The 18,982-nt window shown below is 64.5% G+C and carries 19 protein-coding genes; 7 read left to right on the top strand and 12 right to left on the bottom strand.

The features are described from left to right. Window positions 1-7 precede the first annotated feature (7 nt). Window positions 8-913: a LysR family transcriptional regulator gene (locus NLY37_RS19530; RefSeq protein WP_023742890.1), complete on the bottom strand. Its 906-nt coding sequence runs from the start codon at window positions 911-913 to the stop codon at window positions 8-10. A gap of 114 nt (window positions 914-1,027) precedes the next feature. Here NLY37_RS19530 and NLY37_RS19525 point away from each other — a divergent pair, with 114 nt between their 5' ends. Further along, window positions 1,028-1,660, top strand: coding sequence for a pyridoxamine 5'-phosphate oxidase family protein (locus NLY37_RS19525; protein ID WP_023742889.1), 633 nt, complete (start codon window positions 1,028-1,030; stop codon window positions 1,658-1,660). Window positions 1,661-1,758: 98 nt separating this feature from the next. Here the strand turns inward: NLY37_RS19525 and NLY37_RS19520 are convergent, their stop codons facing one another. From NLY37_RS19520 to ftsE, 3 genes are all read right to left on the bottom strand, one after another. After that, window positions 1,759-2,478 carry a YdcF family protein gene (locus NLY37_RS19520; RefSeq protein WP_023742888.1) on the bottom strand — a complete coding sequence of 240 codons (720 nt, stop codon included), beginning with the start codon at window positions 2,476-2,478 and terminating at the stop codon, window positions 1,759-1,761. A 132-nt stretch (window positions 2,479-2,610) separates the two neighbouring features. Continuing rightward, a complete protein-coding gene (locus NLY37_RS19515) occupies window positions 2,611-3,600 on the bottom strand; it encodes a cell division protein FtsX (RefSeq protein ID WP_023742887.1) in 990 nt (329 codons plus the stop codon). Beyond that, the gene (gene ftsE / locus NLY37_RS19510; RefSeq protein ID WP_023685344.1) at window positions 3,593-4,252 is read right to left on the bottom strand and encodes a cell division ATP-binding protein FtsE; all 660 of its coding nucleotides are present in this window, start codon (window positions 4,250-4,252) and stop codon (window positions 3,593-3,595) included. The genes NLY37_RS19515 and ftsE overlap by 8 nt, the downstream gene beginning before the upstream one ends. A 173-nt stretch (window positions 4,253-4,425) precedes the next feature. On the opposite strand from ftsE, the gene NLY37_RS19505 reads away from it, so the two are divergent. From NLY37_RS19505 to NLY37_RS19495, 3 genes are all read left to right on the top strand, one after another. After that, on the top strand, window positions 4,426-5,061 hold the full coding sequence (locus tag NLY37_RS19505; RefSeq protein WP_023735188.1) for a hypothetical protein: 636 nt from the start codon (window positions 4,426-4,428) through the stop codon (window positions 5,059-5,061). Between the two features lie 24 nt (window positions 5,062-5,085). Beyond that, complete coding sequence (gene hpt / locus NLY37_RS19500) at window positions 5,086-5,628, top strand: hypoxanthine phosphoribosyltransferase (RefSeq protein ID WP_023673315.1); 543 nt, start codon at window positions 5,086-5,088, stop codon at window positions 5,626-5,628. A 64-nt stretch (window positions 5,629-5,692) separates the two neighbouring features. Further along, window positions 5,693-6,064 carry a response regulator gene (locus NLY37_RS19495; protein WP_023694030.1) on the top strand — a complete coding sequence of 124 codons (372 nt, stop codon included), beginning with the start codon at window positions 5,693-5,695 and terminating at the stop codon, window positions 6,062-6,064. A 6-nt stretch (window positions 6,065-6,070) separates the two neighbouring features. Here the strand turns inward: NLY37_RS19495 and NLY37_RS19490 are convergent, their stop codons facing one another. Continuing rightward, window positions 6,071-7,021, bottom strand: coding sequence for a DMT family transporter (locus tag NLY37_RS19490; protein ID WP_023737445.1), 951 nt, complete (start codon window positions 7,019-7,021; stop codon window positions 6,071-6,073). Between the two features lie 226 nt (window positions 7,022-7,247). Here NLY37_RS19490 and NLY37_RS19485 point away from each other — a divergent pair, with 226 nt between their 5' ends. Then, complete coding sequence (locus NLY37_RS19485; RefSeq protein ID WP_023737446.1) at window positions 7,248-8,111, top strand: LysR family transcriptional regulator; 864 nt, start codon at window positions 7,248-7,250, stop codon at window positions 8,109-8,111. Here NLY37_RS19485 and NLY37_RS19480 read toward each other — a convergent pair. The 3 genes from NLY37_RS19480 to NLY37_RS19470 all read right to left on the bottom strand — a co-directional run bounded on the left by NLY37_RS19480 (window position 8,108) and on the right by NLY37_RS19470 (window position 12,187). Beyond that, window positions 8,108-8,479 (bottom strand): glyoxalase superfamily protein, encoded by a 372-nt coding sequence (locus NLY37_RS19480; protein ID WP_023685340.1) that lies wholly within the window; start codon window positions 8,477-8,479, stop codon window positions 8,108-8,110. The genes NLY37_RS19485 and NLY37_RS19480 overlap by 4 nt on opposite strands. Window positions 8,480-8,520: 41 nt before the next feature. Continuing rightward, complete coding sequence (locus NLY37_RS19475; protein WP_023737447.1) at window positions 8,521-11,109, bottom strand: TIGR02302 family protein; 2,589 nt, start codon at window positions 11,107-11,109, stop codon at window positions 8,521-8,523. Between the two features lie 136 nt (window positions 11,110-11,245). Continuing rightward, window positions 11,246-12,187: a threonine/serine dehydratase gene (locus NLY37_RS19470; protein WP_023737448.1), complete on the bottom strand. Its 942-nt coding sequence runs from the start codon at window positions 12,185-12,187 to the stop codon at window positions 11,246-11,248. A gap of 50 nt (window positions 12,188-12,237) precedes the next feature. On the opposite strand from NLY37_RS19470, the gene NLY37_RS19465 reads away from it, so the two are divergent. Further along, window positions 12,238-12,540, top strand: a complete 303-nt coding sequence (locus NLY37_RS19465; RefSeq protein WP_023694025.1) for an ArsR/SmtB family transcription factor — start codon at window positions 12,238-12,240, stop codon at window positions 12,538-12,540. A gap of 20 nt (window positions 12,541-12,560) precedes the next feature. On the opposite strand, the gene lysA is transcribed toward NLY37_RS19465, so the two are convergent. The 3 genes from lysA to argH all read right to left on the bottom strand — a co-directional run bounded on the left by lysA (window position 12,561) and on the right by argH (window position 15,585). Continuing rightward, window positions 12,561-13,829, bottom strand: coding sequence for a diaminopimelate decarboxylase (gene lysA, locus NLY37_RS19460; RefSeq protein WP_023742886.1), 1,269 nt, complete (start codon window positions 13,827-13,829; stop codon window positions 12,561-12,563). Between the two features lie 80 nt (window positions 13,830-13,909). Next, window positions 13,910-14,116 (bottom strand): hypothetical protein, encoded by a 207-nt coding sequence (locus tag NLY37_RS19455; RefSeq protein WP_023673325.1) that lies wholly within the window; start codon window positions 14,114-14,116, stop codon window positions 13,910-13,912. 68 nt (window positions 14,117-14,184) lie between these two features. Continuing rightward, entirely contained in the window at window positions 14,185-15,585 is a 1,401-nt protein-coding gene (gene argH, locus NLY37_RS19450; RefSeq protein WP_023742885.1) for an argininosuccinate lyase, read from the bottom strand. A 35-nt stretch (window positions 15,586-15,620) separates the two neighbouring features. Here argH and tlpA point away from each other — a divergent pair, with 35 nt between their 5' ends. Further along, complete coding sequence (gene tlpA, locus NLY37_RS19445) at window positions 15,621-16,313, top strand: thiol:disulfide interchange protein TlpA (RefSeq protein WP_023742884.1); 693 nt, start codon at window positions 15,621-15,623, stop codon at window positions 16,311-16,313. 99 nt (window positions 16,314-16,412) lie between these two features. Here tlpA and NLY37_RS19440 read toward each other — a convergent pair whose 3' ends face one another. Continuing rightward, on the bottom strand, window positions 16,413-18,860 hold the full coding sequence (locus tag NLY37_RS19440; protein ID WP_023742883.1) for a bifunctional diguanylate cyclase/phosphodiesterase: 2,448 nt from the start codon (window positions 18,858-18,860) through the stop codon (window positions 16,413-16,415). Window positions 18,861-18,982: the final 122 nt, after the last annotated feature.

Genomic DNA, 18,982 nt, shown 5'->3' with positions numbered 1-18,982 from the left:
TCTCAACTCACCACGTCGCCTGCAATAGCCGCTGCTTCAGCCGCGGAGCGGCGAAATCGAGGAACGCCCTGAGTTTCACCGCCAGCAGGCCTTGGCCGGCATGGACGAGGCTCACCGGCCACGGCTGCGGCTCGAAGGGTCGCAAGACCGGGACGAGCACGCCGGAACGTACTGCGTCCGCGATCTGGTAGGAGAGCACCCGCGTCATCCCGGCGCCTGCAATCGCGGCATCGATTGCAGCTTCCGCCGTGTTGACGCGCAGCCGTGAGCGGATCGGCACGATCAGTTCGCCCTTGTCGCCGGCAAAGCTCCAACTGGCGAGCGCTGCAGGCCCTTCGAAACTGATGCATTCATGCGCGGCCAGATCGTCCGGCGTCCGCGGCATGCCATGCGCGGCGATATAGGCGGGGCTGGCGCACACGACGCGACGGATCGCGCCGACGCGGATGGCAATGAGGCTCGAAGGCGCAAGCTCGCCGATGCGGATGGCAAGGTCGAGATGTTCCTCCGCCAGTTGGGTTATCCGGTCAGCCAGCGTCAGGCGAATGTTGACTTGAGGATAAGCCGCCAGGAATTCGGTGACGACAGGCAGCACGTGCAGGCGACCAAAGACGACCGGCGCGGTGATGAACAGGTCGCCGGTCGGCGTGCTGTATTCGCCGGCAGCGGTGCGTTCGGCTTCGCCGACCTCGCCGAGGATGCGGCGGCAGGCGGCGAGATAGGCCTGGCCGGCATCGGTCAGCGTGAGCTGCCGGGTCGAACGGTTCAGCAGGCGCGCCTGAAGGTGCTTCTCGAGGTCGGAAACCTTGCGGCTGACCGTTGCCAGTGGAATGCCGAAATGGCGGCCGGCAGCGGAAAGGCTGCCCGCTTCCACCGCGGCGACGAACAGCGACATGGCTTCGAGACGATCCATAGTTTCTTCCGGAAATTGGAAAGATAGCTTGCAACTATGCCATCTACATCCAAAACATGGAAGGACCTACCTCTTCGCGTACAATGGCCGTGTTTCGGCCTCGCGGAGGCTTCCATGAATGCTCATACTTTCACCAGCGATGTCGCCTTCACGCCGACGGTCAAGGCGATCCAGACCCGCAAAGGTTCGCGCAAGGGCTATGCCAGCGCCGAGGAGCGCGGCGGATGGCGCGCCCATATGACGCCCGACCTCGCCGACTTCATCGCGGCGCAGACCAGCGTCTTCCTGTCGACGGCAAATGGCGAGGGTCAGCCCTATATCCAGCATCGCGGCGGGCCAGCCGGCTTCCTCAAGGTGCTGGACGAGAAGACCATCGGCTTTGCCGATTTCTCCGGGAACAGGCAGTTCATCACGCAGGGGAATCTCGCCGACAACAACCAGGCATTCCTGTTCCTGATCGACTATGCGCATCGCCAGCGCGTCAAGATCTGGGGCACGGCGCGGGTCGTCGAGGACGATGCCGAGCTTCTGGCAAGGCTGATGCCGCAGGACTACAAGGCGCGCCCCGAGCAGGTCATCCTGTTCACCGTCTTGGCCTGGGATGCCAATTGCCCGCAACACATTCCGCAGCGATTCGAGGCCGCCGATGTCGCGGCCGCACTCGCCGAACGCGACAAGCGGATCGAACGCCTCGAACAGGAGATTGCGCGGCTGCGTGGCGCGGAAGACGGCACGGCCAAGGGGTAATCGAGCGCCGTCAGAATCGTCTGTTTGGACGCAATTCCCAAGGGAAAGCGTACGTGTTTTTCCCGGGAAAACCGCTACACACTTTTCCTGGAATTGCTTTAGTCCTTGGCGGTCGAAACCTCGGCCAGAGCGACGCTGTCGGCGGTCTGGCGGACCGAGACGACGCCGCGCGCCAGCGCCAGCAGGTATTTGCTGTATTCGGTCAGAAGCACGCGTAGCGCTTCCGGCTTGGTCAGCCAGTCGCCATTGTCCAGATTGGTGTTGACCACCGGATAGGGTTCAAGCCTGGCGCCATGCAGCAGGCGGCCCATCTCGAGCAGGCTGCGCGGCATGTGGTAATTGTTGGTGACGAGGATGACGCTGCCATAGGCGTGGCTCTCCACCCATTTAGCGCTTTCCTCGGCATTGCCGATCGTGTCGAGCGCGGCGCGGTCGATGTCGACACAGCAGGAAAACAGCGCCTTGTCGCCGCCGGTAGCAGCCTGCAATTGGCGGCGGCTGGCAGAGGGATGCACGCCTGAGATCAGCAGCCGCTCGCCCTTGCCGGAGGCAAGCAGATCGAGTGCTGCGTCGAGGCGGGCCTGACCGCCGGTCAAGACGATGATCGCATCGGCCTTGGCCGGGTTGGCCGGGGTCGTCATGTGGCTGACCTTGCTGGCGAACCAGCCGAAGCCACCGGCAAACAGGGCCACCAGCAGCAGTAGACAGAGGGAGGCGAGACGCAGGGCGGTGCGCAAACGGCCCAGCCCGGTGCGCACACGCGAACGCACCACTGGCATCTGTCCAGCCGTTCCGGTCGACTCCCGCGCGTTCATCATCCTATGGTTAATCCTGAAATGCCTTTTTGGTAAGGAAAAAAGCGCACATTGCGTTACGTCGGTTTTCGATCCGTGATCGTCCCTTCCATTCCTGTCCTTCCCCCCAACTGTTTTCGCTTCTGCCCTCACGGTTCACCCCGCATCCGGCTGGCGGACATCGATGTCGCTGAGATAGGCGACCACGGTGGCGTGCGAGGTCGCCGCCGTCAGTCCGCCGATCACCAGCACCATCAGGCCGACGCCGAGATAGCCTGCCGATCCGATGGCGAAATTGCCGAACAAAGCGGTGGCCTGGTCGGCCTGCGGCGTTGCCATGTTGCGCGACGACCACCAGGAAAAGACGATGAAAACCAGGATCGCGGCTGCGCCGCCGGCGGCCGCGCCCTTCATCCCGGTGACCAGGAAATGCCAGCGGAATTCGCGCGCGATGAAGCGCGCCTCGGCGCCGACGAAATGCAGCACTTCGATGATATGGCCGTTACCCGCCATAGCGCCGCGCGTCGCAAACACTACGGTCAGCACCGTCGCCGACAGCATCAGGACCAGCACGGCGATGCCGATGGTGACCGTGGTGCGGGCCATGGCGACCAGCCGGTCGACCCAAGTACGGTGATCGTCGAGCGAAGCACTCGGCAGCTTGGGCGTGAGCGCCGCACGGATGGCGCTAAAGTCGGGCGGACTGGTCTCGTCGATGGTGACGATGATCAGGCGCGGCACCGGCAATTCGTCGATATTCAGGCCCGAACCCAGCCATGGCTCCAACAGACGCGCGGTGGCGTCGCGATCGATGATCCGGGTTTCCTTCACGCCGGGGAATTCGCCGACGATCTGCGAGGCCTGGGCAAGGGCTGCCTCCATGTCGAGGCCGTCGACCGGCTTGATCTGAATCGTCGCCTCGCGCGAGATCTGGTTTTCCCAGACCGAGGCAGTGTCGCGCACCAGCGTGACGGCGCCGAAAGTCAGGCAGGACAGGAAGGTCATGATGGCGATGACCAGCACCAAGGCGCGGCCGGCAATATTCTGCGCCGGCACGATCGGCGCCATGCGGCGCTGGATGCGCTGCGTCGTCGTCGCGCGCTCGGCGGCGTCTCCATGCAGCTGTTCGGCCGATACTTCAGTCATAAATATCCAGCCTTCCGCCGGCCAGGATCATGCGGCGCGCGTCGACCTGTTCCATCAGGCCGAGATCGTGAGTGGCGATCACCACCGCGGTGCCGAGCCGGTTGAGCTCGATGAACAGCCTGAGCAGCCGGCGTGCCAGTGGCGGGTCGACATTGCCGGTCGGCTCGTCGGCAAGCAGGATTTCGGGCTGTTCGATCAAGGCCCGGGCGATTGCCGCGCGCTGCTTTTCGCCACCCGAAAGGACCGGCGGCAGCACATGCATGCGCTCGCCCAGGCCAACCCATTTCAAAAGTTCGGTGACGTCGGTGCGGTAGCTCGCTTCCTCGCGGCCGCGCACGCGCAGCGGCAGAGCGACATTCTCATAGGTGGTCATGTGGTCGAGCAGGCGGAAATCCTGGAACACCACGCCGATGCGGCGCCTGAGATGCGGCAGTTCAGCGCGCGAGATGCGCGAGCGGTCCTTGCCGAAGATGGTGATCAGCCCGCGTGTCGGCTTCAGCGACATGAACAGAAGGCGCAGCAGCGTCGTCTTGCCGGCGCCGGAGGGCCCGCTCAGGAACTGGAAGGAGCTCTCCGGAATGTGCAGGGAGATGTCGCGGAGGATTTCCGGACCCATGCCATAGCGGAGGCCGACATTTTCGAAGCGGATCACGTGCGACGACCTGAGGGCGGCGGCGTGCCAGCCCTTTCTGTCCGACGACCATCGGCCGCCATGGTTAACCGTCGGTTAATTTTCGCTGTTCTTGAGTGCGTCACAAGGGTTCCGGTGGGAAGCGTTAACCATTTCCATTTACGCAAAAGAAACGAACAGGCAACAGCGGGGCCATGATGGCTGAGCAACGAACCGCGCGCCCGGTTTCCGGCGAAATCATGACCGGGACAAGTGTCGCACCGGAATCGCGTCCTGTGGCGACCGACATTGTCGATGCGGATTATGAGGTGCTGCCGCAGCCGATCCCAAGGGTAGAAGCCATGCCGACGCCGGCGCGCGACATCGCGACGCCGTCGATGGAAGGCATGGAGATGCTGCGCAAATCAGATGCGTCAGCCGGGCGGCCGGCATCGCGTGGCGGGCCGATCTTCTGGATTGCCGGCATCGGTGCGGCGCTTGCCGCCTTCTGGGTCTCGGGTGGCCACGCGCTGGTGCGCCAGACGCCGTTCTGGTCAGTCGAACAGCCGGAGGGCGCCGTACTCAGCATTGCCGGCGTCACGTCGCGTGTCGACGCCTCGGGACCCACCCCGGTGCTGTTCGTGGACGGCGAGGCCGTCAATGACGGTTTGAAGGCGGGACAATTGCCTTCGCTGGAGATACGTGTCACCGGCAATGACAGCCGCATCACCCGCTATACTCTGGGGACATCCAACCGTTCTCTGGCGCCCGGCGAAAGATTCGGCTTTTCCAGCCGCCTCGATGTGCCTAGAAACGGCGTCAAGGCCGTGGCGGTCACCTTCGCCGGCTAGTCGGTTTCTCTGGAAAGGTCGTTGATGCCAGTTGTGCGCGGCAAGGACATCGAGGTCCTGTTTTCGGCGTCCGCGATCGCGCGGCGCAATCTCGAACTCGCCAAGGAGATCGCCGAGCACGACTATCACGACCTGCTGGTGATTTCGGTGCTGAAGGGCTCGTTCATCTTCGCCGCCGATTTGATCCGCGCCATGCACGATGTCGGGCTGTCGCCGGAGGTCGAGTTCATCTTCATTTCCAGCTATGGCGCCGGCACCACCAGCGGCGAGGTGAGGGTGCTGCGCGACATCGACAATGAGGTCGCCGGCCGCGACGTGCTGCTGATCGACGATATCCTGGAGTCGGGCAAGACGCTGTCCTTCACCCGCAACCTGATGCTGTCGCGCGGCGCCAAAAGCTGCGCCATCGCGGTGCTGTTGGACAAGCGCATGCGCCGCCAGACCGAGCTGAACGCCGACTATGTCGGCTTCGACTGTCCCGATTACTTCGTCGTCGGCTACGGCATGGACGTCGCTCACGCTTTTCGCGAACTGCCGTTTGTCGGTGTCGTCAAAGGCGATGCCTGAGAAAAGGCCCCCGACGCTTCAAATTTTCAGAAAAAGTCAACTTTTGCCCGCCAAATTCCGGCCCATGGCAAAGCTTCTGATCGTCGAGGACGATGAGTCCGTCCGCACCCTCGCCGCCCGCGCGCTCGAACGCGCCGGGCACTCGATCGATATCGCCGCCGACGGCGCGCAGGGGCTGGCGATGGTCAGTGCTGCAGGCGGCGGTTACGACCTCGTCGTCTCCGATATCCGCATGCCGGAAATGGACGGCATCGAGATGGCGATCGCCGCAGCCAGGCTTTTCCCTGACATGAAGATCCTGCTGATGACCGGCTATGCCGACCAGCGCGAGCGCGCCGAGGAATTGAACGGCGTCATTATCGACGTCGTGCAAAAGCCTTTCACACTGGCCGAAATCCGCTCGCGGGTCGACCAGGCGCTCGCCTGCTTCGCCTGACACGCTTCAGGCGACATCCTGAGACGCGGCGAGGACAGGCGCAGCGCTCCGGCGCCGTTCGGTGTTGAGCGCCAGCAGACCGGCGCCGATGATCAGCGCCGCACCGATGGCAGTGGTCGAGCGCGGCACCTCGTCGAAGAACAGGAAGCCCCACAGCGGCGACCAGATGATGCCGGTGTATTCGAAGGTGGCGACGCGGTTGGCGGGCGCCAGCCTGTAGGCCTGCGACAGCAGAATCATGCCGGCCGAAGCGACGAAGCCGCAGGCCGCCATCTTGAGGAAATCCGGGGTCGTCGGCCAGACCCACGGCCGCACCAGGAATTCGAGGCTGGGGTGGACAGCATGGGTTATGCCGGCAAGCCAGAATGTGCCGGCAACCGCAGCGGCGCCGACCAGATAGGCGCCGTTCTGGTAGAAGGCCATGACGGTGGAGGATTCGGTGTCGCCGATCTTGCGCGCCATCAGCTGTGAAAAGCCGTAGAGCAAAGCCGAGCCCAACGAAAGCAGCGCCGCCCAGTCGAACAGGCCGGCGCCCGGGCGCAGCATCACGACCACGCCCAGCATGCCGATCAGCACGGTGGCGAGAGCCTGCCAGGATACCCGCTCGCCGAGATAGGGCCCGGCCATCGCCATGATGAACAGGGGCGCCATGAAATAGAGCGCCACCGCGTCGGCGAGCGGCAAGGCAGCGATGGCCAGATAGTAGACCGTATAGGAGGAGAACTGGATGAAGGCGCGTATCGTCAGCAGGCCGAACCGCTTCGAGGCGATGGCCCGCAGGCCGACGTCGGCGCGAACGAGAAAGATCAGGATCGGCAAAGCGACGATCGAGCGGATCCACATCACCTCGGTCACGGGATAGCCGGCCGACACCGCCTTGACCAGCGGGTCCTGGAGCGAGAACACCAGCACGCCAAGGCACAGGCTGATGATGCCGAGAACGATCCGGTTGCGCATGTTGTTCTGCCGGCCCTTGCCTTAACTGCCCGCAGCCGCCCGGCCATGGGGTAAAAAGAACCCGCCACCGTTTCGGGCAGCGGGTATGAGTGAGGACTCTTTGATTGGTCCGCAGCCGATTTCGCGGCGGCATATCCAATGGGCGAGCGGACTATGCTGCGGCGTTTGACATGTTGCAAACGAATTGGAATGATACCAGCGATCAAATTTGCTTATGACGGATTCGATGCGGCCAACCCTCGACAGCGATCTCCTGCGCACCTTCGTCGCCATTGCCGAAGCGGGCAATTTCACCCGGGCGGCGGAGCAGGCCGGGCGCACCCAGTCGGCGGTGTCGATGCAGATGAAGAAGCTCGAGGAGCTGGTCGGCGACAGGCTGTTCGAACGCGGCTCGCGCGGCGTGGCACTGACGCGCCGTGGCGGCGAGCTGATCGTCAATGCCCGCCGCATCGTCTCGCTGCTCGACGAGACGGCGGCGTCGATGGCGGCGGCACCGCTTGGCGGGCCGGTGCGCATCGGCATTCCCGAGGAATATGGTCACGCCATCCTGTCGCGCGCGCTCGGCGCCTTCTCGAAGCGTCACACCAAGGTCGAGGTCACCGTGCGCTATGCACATTCCGGCGCCCAGCTGGCGGCGCTAGCCGCCGGTGAACTCGACCTCGCCGTGGTGTTCGAATGGCAGGATCCTTCCGGCGGCGAGGTGCTGATGCACGATCCGACAGTGTGGGTGACATCGAGCCTGCATCACATGCATGAGGAGCGGCCGGTGCCGATCGCGCTCTACAACAGAGCCGGCTGGTGCAAGGACTTCGCCATCAAATCGCTGGAGCAGCGTGGGCTGGCCTACCGTGTCGCCTATACCAGCGACACCACCGGCGGCCTGAAGCTCGCCGTCACCTCCGGCCTGGCGATCGCGCCGATCTCGCACAGCAATATTCCGGATGGCTGTCGTGAACTCACCGCCGCTGACGGGTTCGGCCATATCGATTCCTCGAATGTGGTGATGCACCGCAGCCCAAATGCCTCAGGCGAGGCTATCGACGGCATGCAGGAGGCGATCCGCGAGGCGTTCGTCAACCGGCCGGCTTAGTCTGTTGCATCCTCGTAGAAATGCAGCCGATTGCCGAAGGGGTCGCCGACCGACACTTCACGGGTCTGCCACGACGTGGTTTCGAGGCCCGGCCGGGCGTAGCGGTATCTCTTGCCGATCAGTTCGCGGTGCAATGCCGCGATGTCCTCGACCTTGATGCGCATGGCTATACCCGGCGCGCCGTCGCCATGATGTTCGCTCAGATGCAGGACACAGCCGTCGCGGATTACACCCATGTAGAGCGGCGCATTGTCGTCGAAGCGGTGCTCGAACTCGACCTTGAAGCCGAGAAAGTCGACATAGAATTCGCGTGCCTTGGCGATGTCGAAGATGCGCAGGATGGGCGTGACGGCACCGAGTTTCGGCATGGCGCTGATACCATTCAGTTCGACGGATGTTGCCTTGGAGGCTACTTCAGCTCCAGCAGCCGCTCGAGGTAGCTGCGCTCGATGTCGGGGCTGAGCGCGTTGCCGAGCCGCTTGCGAATCGCTTCGAGAATCTGGCGGGCGCGCTGCACGTCGATCTCGTCGGGCACCTTCACCGAATCGCCGAAATCGGGTCCGCGGCTGGCGCGCGGCCGGCCCAGCGGATCGCGGCCGGCGTCCTGTTGGCGGCCACCTTCCTGGCTGCCGCCCTGGTCGCCCTGCATCGCCTGCAGCTGCTTCATCATCTCCTTGGCGCCCTTGCGCAGCGCTTCCAGCGCGCGACCCTGGTGGCCGACTGCCTGGTCGCCTTCGCCTTCGCCAAGCGACTTTTCGGCGTTGCCCATGGATTTGCCAGCGTCGCCAAACCCCTCATTGGGCTGCATGCCCATGCCTTCCAGGCCCTTCTTCAGCTTGTCGAGTTCGCTCTGCAACTGGCCCTGGCCTTCCTGCAGCTGCTTCATCGCATCGGCGAATTCCTGCGGTGTCATCGACTTCGGCCGGGCGAGAGGATCGCGATCCTTGCCGACGCCCGGCTGGTCCGGATCGTCGCCATTGCCTTCGCCGGGCTGCTGATTATCTCCGCGCTGCATCTGGTCCATGCGATAAGTGTCGTTCATCATCTCCTGCTGGCGGCGCATGATCTCGCCCAGCTTGTCCATCTGCTGGCGCATCTCGCTGTCCTGCTCGCCGCCCTGCTGCTGACGGCCGGCCTGCAGGTTGTTCATCATGTTTTCCAGCTGCGACAGCAGCTCCTGCGCCTTGTCGCGGTCGCCCGACTTCGCCAGGTTCTCGATCTGGTCCATCATGCGGTCGATATCGCTCTGGCGCAGCTCGCGTCCGTTCTGCTGCATCTGCGGCGCGTTCGGGTTCTGCTTGGCGCGCTCGGCGAATTCCTGCAGGAATTCGTTCATCGCCTCGCGCAGTTCCTTCATCGCCTTTTCGATCTCGTCGTCGCTGGCGCCGCGCTTGATGGCGTCCTGCAGCGCCTGCTGGGCCTGGCGGAGCCGCTTTTCGGCGGACGAGAGATTGCCTTCCTCGATGCCGAGCGCGATTTCCCAGAGATAGGCAATCTCGTTGCGCAACTGATCGTCGCTGTCCGACATCTTCAGCCGGCTGCGGGCGCTCATGATGGCGAGGTAATGCGACATGTTGTCGAACGTGTCCTCGGGCCGCAGGGTGATGGCGTCCATCAGGTCGAGCACGCGCGGCTTGGCATTGGCGTCGAGCGCCAGCAGGCGGCGCTGCTCGACCACCGCCCGCGCCAGCGGGTTGGCGAAGGGCCGCTCCGGCATCACAATAGTCTTGGTTTCGCTGGTCGCGGTGTGTCCGGCATCGTCGGTGGCGACAAGCGACAGCTTGATGCTGGCGCCGGCCCAGACGTGCTCGGTGAGGTCCTTGGTGGTCTTGGCGGCGTTCGCCTTGCCGCCGCGGCGCGGCAGCGCCAGCGGCAGGTCAGGCGGACCGTAGAGCGGATGCGCATCGGGCGCCGCCGGGTCGGCCAGCGCGAAAACCGCCTTTGCGGTGGCCGCGCCATAGTCGTCGTCGATCTGGTAGTTGAGCTCGAAGGCGCCGTTGACGGCGCGCTTGGGCTCGCCGACGAAGCGGATCGTCGGCGGCTTGTCGGGGATCACCGCGAAGGCCCAGCGACCGAGATCGGCTTCGCCCGACTTCAGCGTCAGCGTGCCGTCGGCGGTCAGCTTGCCGGTGAACTGGCGCAGCTTGGGGGTCGCCGGGTTGACCGCCGCTGCCTTGACGGCCGCCACCTGTGGTCCCGACGGGTCGATGGCGCGAGCATTGCCGCCCTTGTCGGCAAAGCTTAGCGTTTCCTCGCCGGAGCCGCCGGTCACGCGCAGCGAGACGTCGCTGCCTTGCGGCACGGTGAAGGTGGCAACCGCCTGCTTGGCGTTGCCATCGATGACTGGCGCGGTCAAGAAGATGGGCGGCTTGCCGGTATAGGCCGGCGGGGTCACCCAGGCATCGATGCGGGGCGGTACGATGTCGCGCGCCGCATGGGCACTGAAACCATCGGACAGCCTGCCGCCGGACGGCCCGAAGGAGAAGGCAAAAGCGGTGACCAACAGCAGCGCCGCCACGGCACGCAATGCCCACGGATCGCGCTCCGGCACGCGCGTGCGCGGCAGGTCGGCGCCAAGGCTGCCGAGCTTGTCGGCCATGCGCTTTTGGTGTTCGCGCCACAACGCCTGGGAAAAGATGCTTTCCTTGCCGCTGGGACGGTCGGTCTGCACCAGCACCGGGCTGTGCTGCAACTGGTTGGCGGCCTCGATACGGCGGTCGATTTCAGCGGCGGATGGAAGCTTGAAGAAACGCAGCGGATAGAGCGCCGCCAGCGTGGCAATACCGAACGCCGTGACCAGGATAATACGCGCAATGTCCGGCAGCCGGGGGAAAAGGCCGAGCCAGGAGAGGCTGAGAAACAGGCTGGCGACAATGAGCAGCGGCAGAAGCAGCGGCCAGCCGCGCTCGACGGTCATCGAGACCCGTGTCGCCAGCCGGCTCAGGGCAAGCCGCCCAGCCAGGCTGCGATCGCCACTGGAAATGGGGCGTTCCGTCATCGGCCCTTCCTGCCCGGGCGGGATAGCCCGGACTCAACAAGCAGAAGTTTACCAGCAAACACGGCAAAGGCGAGGCGGTTCCGGAAAACTTGAAAAGCTTTGGCGGGTTTGCGTCCCACTTCAGTCGAAGCAAGGTTTAGAATTTCGCCGGATCGGTATTCGAGCCGCAGACAAGGACGGCGATCCGCTCGCCCGGCGCCGGCGTGTAGCGGCCGGACAGCAGCGCTGCGAAGGCCGCTGCGCCGCCCGGCTCGGGGATGATCCGCACCCGCTCCCACAGCGCCTTTTGCGCGGCGATGATGGCGTCGTCGGTGACCAGGATGGAGCGTTCGACGAAGGCCTCGGCGATCGGGAACATCATCTCGCCGACGCGTTTGGGCGCCAGCGAATCGGCGGCGACGCCTTCGGCCGGCGCATCGACGGGGTGGCCGGCTTCGAAGGCGCGATGCAGCGTCGGCGCGCCTTCGGGCTCTATGGCGATGATCCTGATGCGGCCGGCAAACCAGGCGGCGATGCCGCCGATCAGGCCGCCGCCGCCGACAGCGACCAGCAGCGTGTCGATGTCTGGCAGATCGGTTTCGATTTCGAGGCCGAGCGTGCCCTGGCCGACCAATGTTTCCTCCTGGTTGAAGGCATGGATCTGCAGCGCGCCGGTCTTTTCGGCAAAAGCCTCGCTGGCGGCCAGCGCCTCGGCATAGCGGGCGCCGCCGACCATCAGTTCGGCGCCGTAGCCGCGGATGCGCTGCAGCTTGGCCGGTGGGCTGACTTCGGGAACGAAGATCGTCGCCTTGTGGCCAAGCCGCATGGCGGCATAGGCGACCGCGGCGCCATGATTGCCGCCCGAAGCCGCAACCACGCCGGCCGCAGGCACCGGCCGTTCGAGCAGATTGGTGAAGGCGCCGCGCGCCTTGAACGAACCGGAATGCTGCAGGCATTCGAGCTTGAGGTCGACCGCCAGCGGCGGCCGGTCGAAATCGGCCATGTCGACGCGGAGCACCGGCGTGTGCCTGATATAGCGGCGGATGCGCGGTTCCATCGCGGCAATGCGTTCGCGCGTGACGGTGTTGCCGTTCGTCATGACCATCTCCTTGGGATTGACAGCAATTAGTAACTTGGCAAAATGGCTAAATGCAAGAGGTTGATGTCTTCAAGGCGATCGCCAATGAACGCAGGCTGCAGATCCTCGACTGGCTGAAGGATCCGCAGGCGCATTTCCCGGCCCAGGCAGACGGCGATCTGGTCGAGGACGGCGTTTGCGCGCTGCTGATCGCGGAGAAGCTCGGCATTACGCAGGCGACGCTCTCCGAACATATGCGCGTGCTTACCCAGGCCGGCCTGCTGCGGCCCAAGCGCATCAAGCAATGGACGTTCTACCGCCGCGACGAGGACAGGATCGCCGACACAAGGATGCTCATCCAAAACCGGCTGTAGCGCAGCCGGCGCTGCGGCTTCTATTTCAGCCAGTCGGGCACCGAATCCAGGCCGATAAGCTCGTCATAGGTCTGGCGCCGGCGTACGACATGGAAACGGTCGCCGTCGACCAGAACCTCAGGCACAAGTAGGCGGGTGTTGTAGGTGCCGGATTGCACCGCGCCATAGGCGCCGGCGGTGGTGACGGCAATGAGGTCGCCAGACTTGAGCCGGGGCAGGTCACGGTCGAGGCCGAGATAGTCGCCGGTCTCGCAGACCGGGCCGACGACGTCGACCGCCATGCGCGGCGTGTCGGCCGGCGGCTGCACCACCGGCTTGATGTCGTGGAAGGCATCGTAGAGCGTCGGCCGGGTCAGATCGTTCATGGCGGCGTCGACGACGAGGAAGTTCTTGGCGTCGCCTTCCTTCACGAAGATCACTTCCGAGACCAGGATGCCGGCATTGCCGACGATCAGCCGGCCCGGCTCGAACATCACCTTCACTCCAAGCTTTGTCAGGTGCTTCCTGACGATCTCGGCATAGGCATCGGGCAGAGGCGGCGGGCTGTTGTCGGTGCGGTAGGGGATGCCGAGGCCGCCGCCGAGATCGACATGCTCGACGGCGTGGCCATCGGCGCGCAGCGCGCCGACCAGTTCCGCCAGAAGCGCGAAAGCATCGTCAAAGGGCTGCAACTCGGTGATCTGGCTGCCGATATGGGTATCGATGCCGATGGGCTTGGTGCCCGGCAAACCGGCCGCGCGGGCATAGACCTGGCGCGCCCGTTGCCAGGGAATGCCGAACTTGTTCTCGGCCTTGCCGGTGGAGATCTTCCTGTGCGTCCTGGCGTCGACATCCGGGTTGATGCGCAGCGACACCGGCGCCACCTTGCCGAGCGCGGTGGCGCGGGCCGACAGCAATTCAAGCTCCGGCTCGGATTCGACATTGAAACAGAGAATGCCGGCCTCGAGCGCGAAATCCATCTCGCGCGCGGTCTTGCCGACACCGGAAAACACGATCTTGTTGGCCGGGATTCCGGCGGCGAGCGCGCGGCGCATTTCGCCTTCCGAGACGGTATCGGCGCCGGCGCCGAGCTTTGCCAGCGTCCGCAGCACCGCCTGGTTGGAATTCGCCTTCAAGGCGTAACAGACCAGCGTGTCGAGCCCGGCAAAGGCCCCGGCGAACACCCGGTAGTGTCTGGTCAAGGTTGCCGTCGAATAACAATAGAACGGCGTGCCGACGCTTGCGGCGATGTCTGGTATCGCCACGTCCTCGGCATGGAGCACGCCGTCGCGGTAATCGAAATGGTTCACGAGAGTGTTTCCGGAAGTTGGAGCACGAGACCTGGTTAGCACGAGACCTGGTCAGAAAGACCAAGCCGGTCTCATCGGCCCTAGATCAGCGGGTCGAGGATGAATTTCTTGTCCACGACCGGTTTTTCCGGCTCCGGCGGCACCGGCTGTTTGGCGCGCTCGGCGTCCTTGCGGGCCTGGACGGCCGCTTCATAGGGCGTGTCGAGACCAGCCTTACGGCCGCAAGCGGTCACGGCAGCCATCGCCGTCAGCAGCGTCAGCGTCACCAAAATCCTGCTTGCGGTCATCGATCCATCCGTCCGAAACTTTATATGCTGCGCTTTTAACCGAGTTTTAGGCGCATTGCACCCCGGCATCATGCCTTGGCGATGCGCTTTTTCCAGCTGCGGATCTGCTTCCTGACCTCCGACGGCGCCGTGCCGCCGAAACTGGTGCGGCTCTTCACCGAATTCTGCACCGCCAGAACCGAGAAGATGTCTGCCGTGATGCCGGGGTTGATCGACTGCAGATCCTCCAGCGACAGCTTTTCAAGGCTCACCTTCTTCTCTTCGGCCAACGCCACTGCGCCGCCGGTGACATGGTGTGCCTCACGGAAGGGCAGGCCCAGCGTTCGCACCAGCCAGTCGGCGAGGTCGGTCGCGGTCGCGTGGCCCGAGCCGGCGGCCTTCTTCATGGCGGCGGCATTGACCGTCATGTCGCGCACCATGCCGGTCATCGCCGCCAGCATCAGATCGAGCGTCTCGGCGGCGTCGAAGACCGATTCCTTGTCTTCCTGCATGTCCTTGCCATAGGTCAGCGGCATGCCCTTCATCACCGTCAGCAGCCCGACGAGATGGCCGGTGACGCGGCCGGTCTTGCCGCGCACCAGTTCGGCGGCGTCCGGGTTCTTCTTCTGCGGCATGATTGAGGAGCCGGTGGAGAAACTGTCCGACAGTCTGACAAAGCCGAATTGCGGCGTCGACCAGATGATGATTTCTTCGGCGAGCCGCGACAGATGCGTGGCGGAGATCGCCACCAGGCTCAAAAACTCCAGCGCGAAATCGCGGTCGGAGACGCTGTCCAACGAATTGCGCATCGGCTCGCGGAAGCCGAGCGCCTTGGCGGTCTTGTGGCGATCGATCGGAAAACTGGTGCCGGCAAGCGCTGCCGCGCCGAGCGGGCTTTCATCCATCCGCTCGATGGCGTCGCGGACGCGCGACAGGTCGCGCGAAAACATCTCGACATAGGCCATGCAATGGTGGCCGAAGGTCACCGGCTGCGCCGCCTGCATGTGGGTGAAGCCGGGCATCACGGTCGCCGCATGCTCCTCGGCGCGATCGAGCAAGGCTGAGATCAGCCCCTTCAGCGCCTCGGCGACCCGAAAGCACTCGTCCTTGACCCAGAGCCGGAGATCCACCGCCACCTGGTCGTTGCGTGACCGCGCCGTGTGCAGGCGGCCGGCGGCCGGGCCGATCAGATCGGCGAGGCGGGCCTCGATGTTCATGTGAATGTCTTCCAGCCGGGTCGAGAACTCGAACGTGCCGGCCTCGATCTCTTTCAGGATCGTGTTCAGCCCGTGAGCAATCTTTTCTTGATCGGCCGCCGAAATAATGCCCGTTTCAGCCAACATCTCGCTGTGGGCGACCGAACCTCTTATGTCTTGCGCATAAAGTTTGCGGTCGAACGAGATCGACGCGTTGATCGCTTCCATGATCGCGGCCGGACCCGAGGCAAAACGTCCGCCCCACATCTGGTTGCTGGCCTTCTTGTCGCTCATCGCTATAACCCGTGCTCCGGAGCAGTCTTAGAAAAATGGCAGACGGTAACAGATACTTCCCGGCCCCGCGCCTGATCCTCGCCGCTTTGCTGGCGGGCGTGCTGGCCGGCGCGGTCGCGGTATATGTCAGCGAGAGCGGGTCTGGCAACAACGCAGCCACCGGCAGCGCACCTGCGGCCGGCGCGGGCAACAGCAAGGACGACGTCGCCTGCGCCGCCAAGAGCGACCGCGCCAAAAAGGTTGCCGCCGCAGCCACCGGCCAGGTGGCGGCATTGCTGCCCGCCGATCCGCCGCAATCGCTGAAAAGCCTCGCCTTCAACGGCCCAGACGGCAAGCCGATGACGCTCGCCGATCATGTCGGCAAGACCGTGCTGCTCAACCTGTGGGCGTCGTGGTGCGCGCCCTGCCGCGCCGAAATGCCGGCGCTCGATACGCTGCAGAAGGAAAAGGGCAGCGATGCCTTCGAAGTGGTCGCGGTCAATGTCGATGCCGGCGACGATGTGAAGCCCAAGAAGTTCCTAGCCGATATCGGCATCGGGTCGCTCGGCTACTACCGCGATTCGACGCTGGCGCTGTTCAACGACGTCAAGACGCGTGGCTTGGCGCTAGGCCTCCCCGTCACCATGCTGATCGACGGCGAAGGCTGCCTGATCGCGCATATGAACGGACCGGCCGAATGGTCGGGACCGGATGCCAAGCGCTTGGTCGAGGCCGCACTCGCCCCTTAGAGCGGTTCACCGTTTCATCGAAACGGCTACCCGCGCTAACTTTTTTGTTTCGACGCAATTTCGGACGGAAAACCGTTTCACACTTTTCCTGAAATTGCTCTAGGCTGAGCGCAGGGCCGCCGCCGGCGGCAGCATCAAGATGCTGCCGCCGCGTTGTTTGACGCTGGCGTCGTCGTGTGCCGCCGGCGCCGCGACGCCGGTCAGTTCGCTGAACGCCTCGATCGGGCTGGGCCGGCCTAGATAGTAGCCCTGGCCGATCTCGCAGGCCTCGGCGTCGAGGAATTTCAGCTCGCCCAGCGTCTCGACGCCCTCGGCCAGAACCGGCAGGCCGAGACCGCGGCCAAGCCCCAGAACGGCGCGCACGATGGCTGCCACCTGGCCGTTGCTGTCGACTGATTTGATGAATGAGCCGTCGATCTTGATCTTGTCGAAGGGGAAGGCGCGGAGATTGGACAGCGAGGAGTAGCCGGTGCCGAAATCGTCCATCGCCACACGCACGCCAAGCGCCTTCACCTGGCGCAAGGTCGCCAGCGCGCGCGGCATGTCCTTGACCAGCGCCGTTTCGGTGATCTCGAGTTCGAGCCTGCCGGGCGTCAGGCCGGAGCCGAGCAGGACTTCATGCACCTTGCGGCTGAAATTCGGATTGTGGAGCTGCACCGCCGAGACATTGACCGCGACGGTGAGAGGGTTCTTCCAGCGCGCTGCCTCGGCGCAGGCCGTCGCCAGCACCCATTCGCCGATCTGGATGATGACGCCGCTGTCTTCGGCCACCGGGATGAAGGTCGCCGGCGACACGTCGCCGCGCTGCGGATGGCGCCAGCGGATCAGCGCTTCGAACCCGACCATCCGCCCGCTGCTGATCTCCTTTTGTGGCTGGTAGACGAGGCGAAACTCATCGCGCGCCATGGCCTGGCGCAGTTCGTGCTCCATCACGCGCCGGTCTCGCGCCTCGGCGCCCATCGAGGCCTCGAAGTAACGGTAAGTGTCCTTGCCCTCGGCCTTGGCGCGGTAGAGCGCGGTGTCGGCGTGGCTGACCAGGAGTGTCGGCTCATCGGCGTCGAGCGGATAAAGTGCAATGCCGATGCTGGCCGACACCAGCCCGCCACCGACCGACAGCCGGTTTTCCTCGCGCATGGCCGCCAGCACCGCCTCGGCGATGCGGCCGGCCGCCTGCGGATCGGGAAGGTTCGGAGCGATGATGGCGAACTCGTCGCCGCCGAGACGCGCCAGCATCTGTCCGTGGCGGAGCACGGCGGAGGCGCATAGCGCCACCTTCTGCAGCATGGCATCGCCGGCGCCATGCCCGAACAGGTCGTTCACTTCCTTGAAGCGGTCGAGGTCGAGCAGCAGCAGCGCAAGATGCCCACCCTTGCCGCCGCGGTCCATTGCGGCAATTTCGGCCTCGAGCCGGCCGGAGAAACTGCGGCGGTTGGGGAGCCCGGTCAGCGGGTCGAAATGGGCGAGGCGCAGGATCTCCTGCTCGGCCTTCCGGCGTTCGCGGATGTCGCGCACGGCGACAACGCTGTGCCGCTTGCCGCAATAGTCGATGCTTCTGGCGATAAGTTCGACGGGGATGGTGGCGCCGTCATGGGCTCTGAGTTCGGCTTCCTGTGCCTGTCCGCTGCAGTCGGACATGCCGGCCGCGGTGCGTTCGCCGAAGAGATCGCCAAGCAGCATCGCGTTCAGCACTTCCGGCGCAATGCCGGTGAGTGCCGCGATGCTGTCATTGGCGCTGACGATGCGGGCGCCATCGCAGACGATCAGCCCCTCGACGGCGGCGTTGGCGAGGCCGTGCATGCGCTCGGCCTCGAGCTTGTGACGCCGGAAGCGAAGGTCGATCCACAATGCTGCGGCTGAAAGCACCAGGATAGCCAGGCTGACTGCAGCGGCGGCGAAGGCCTGCGACACCGGTTCGACCGTGAACTGCGATATCTCGATGGAGGAGTCCGGGAAGATCGACACCGCGCCCATGGCGATGAAGTGCAGGCTGCAGATCGCCAGCGTCAACAGGATGGCGGCGGCGATTGTGGCCTGCATGGACGGCCGTCGCAACACCACCAGCAGCGCCAGCGCGGCGAGGGTGACGCCTGTCAGCACCGAGACGCCGACCAGCAGCGGGTTCCAGACGATGCGCCCTTCGACCTCGAAGGCGGCCATGCCGATATAGTGCATGGCGGCGATACCAGCGCCGAGGACCGCGCCGCCGACCAGAGGGTAGTCGATGCCCCGGCGCAAGGTGGCGATCCACATGCCCGCAGCGGTCAGGGCGACGGAACCGGCGAGCGAAAGCGCCGACATTTCCGTATTGTAGGCGTTGGGGATTCCGGGAGAAAAGGCAAGCATTGCGATGAAGTGCGTCGCCCAGATACCGAAGCCGGTGGAAGTGGCTGCTATCATCAGCCAGGTATAGCGGTTGCGCTCGCTCGAGCGGTCGACATGGCGAAGCAGGTTGACCGCCGAGAAGGAAGAAATACCGCAAATGAGCGCTGCCAGTGCGACCAGTCTCAGATCGTGCTCATGCACGATACAATTATAGACCGTCAGCATCTCGCCCCACCTGCTCTCCCACAGCAATCAAGCCGTCCACTTGATTAGTATGCCACGCTTGACGAAGAATCGGTTATGCGAACTACAACTACAGCGGGTTTTTCGGGTTGTACGTTGCGGCG

The sequence above is a fragment of the Mesorhizobium sp. C395A genome (genome assembly GCF_030323205.1).
In the GTDB taxonomy this organism is placed as follows: domain Bacteria; phylum Pseudomonadota; class Alphaproteobacteria; order Rhizobiales; family Rhizobiaceae; genus Mesorhizobium.
The sequence above is the reverse complement of the archived record's forward strand: the minus strand, read 5'-3'. Positions and strand labels throughout refer to the sequence as shown.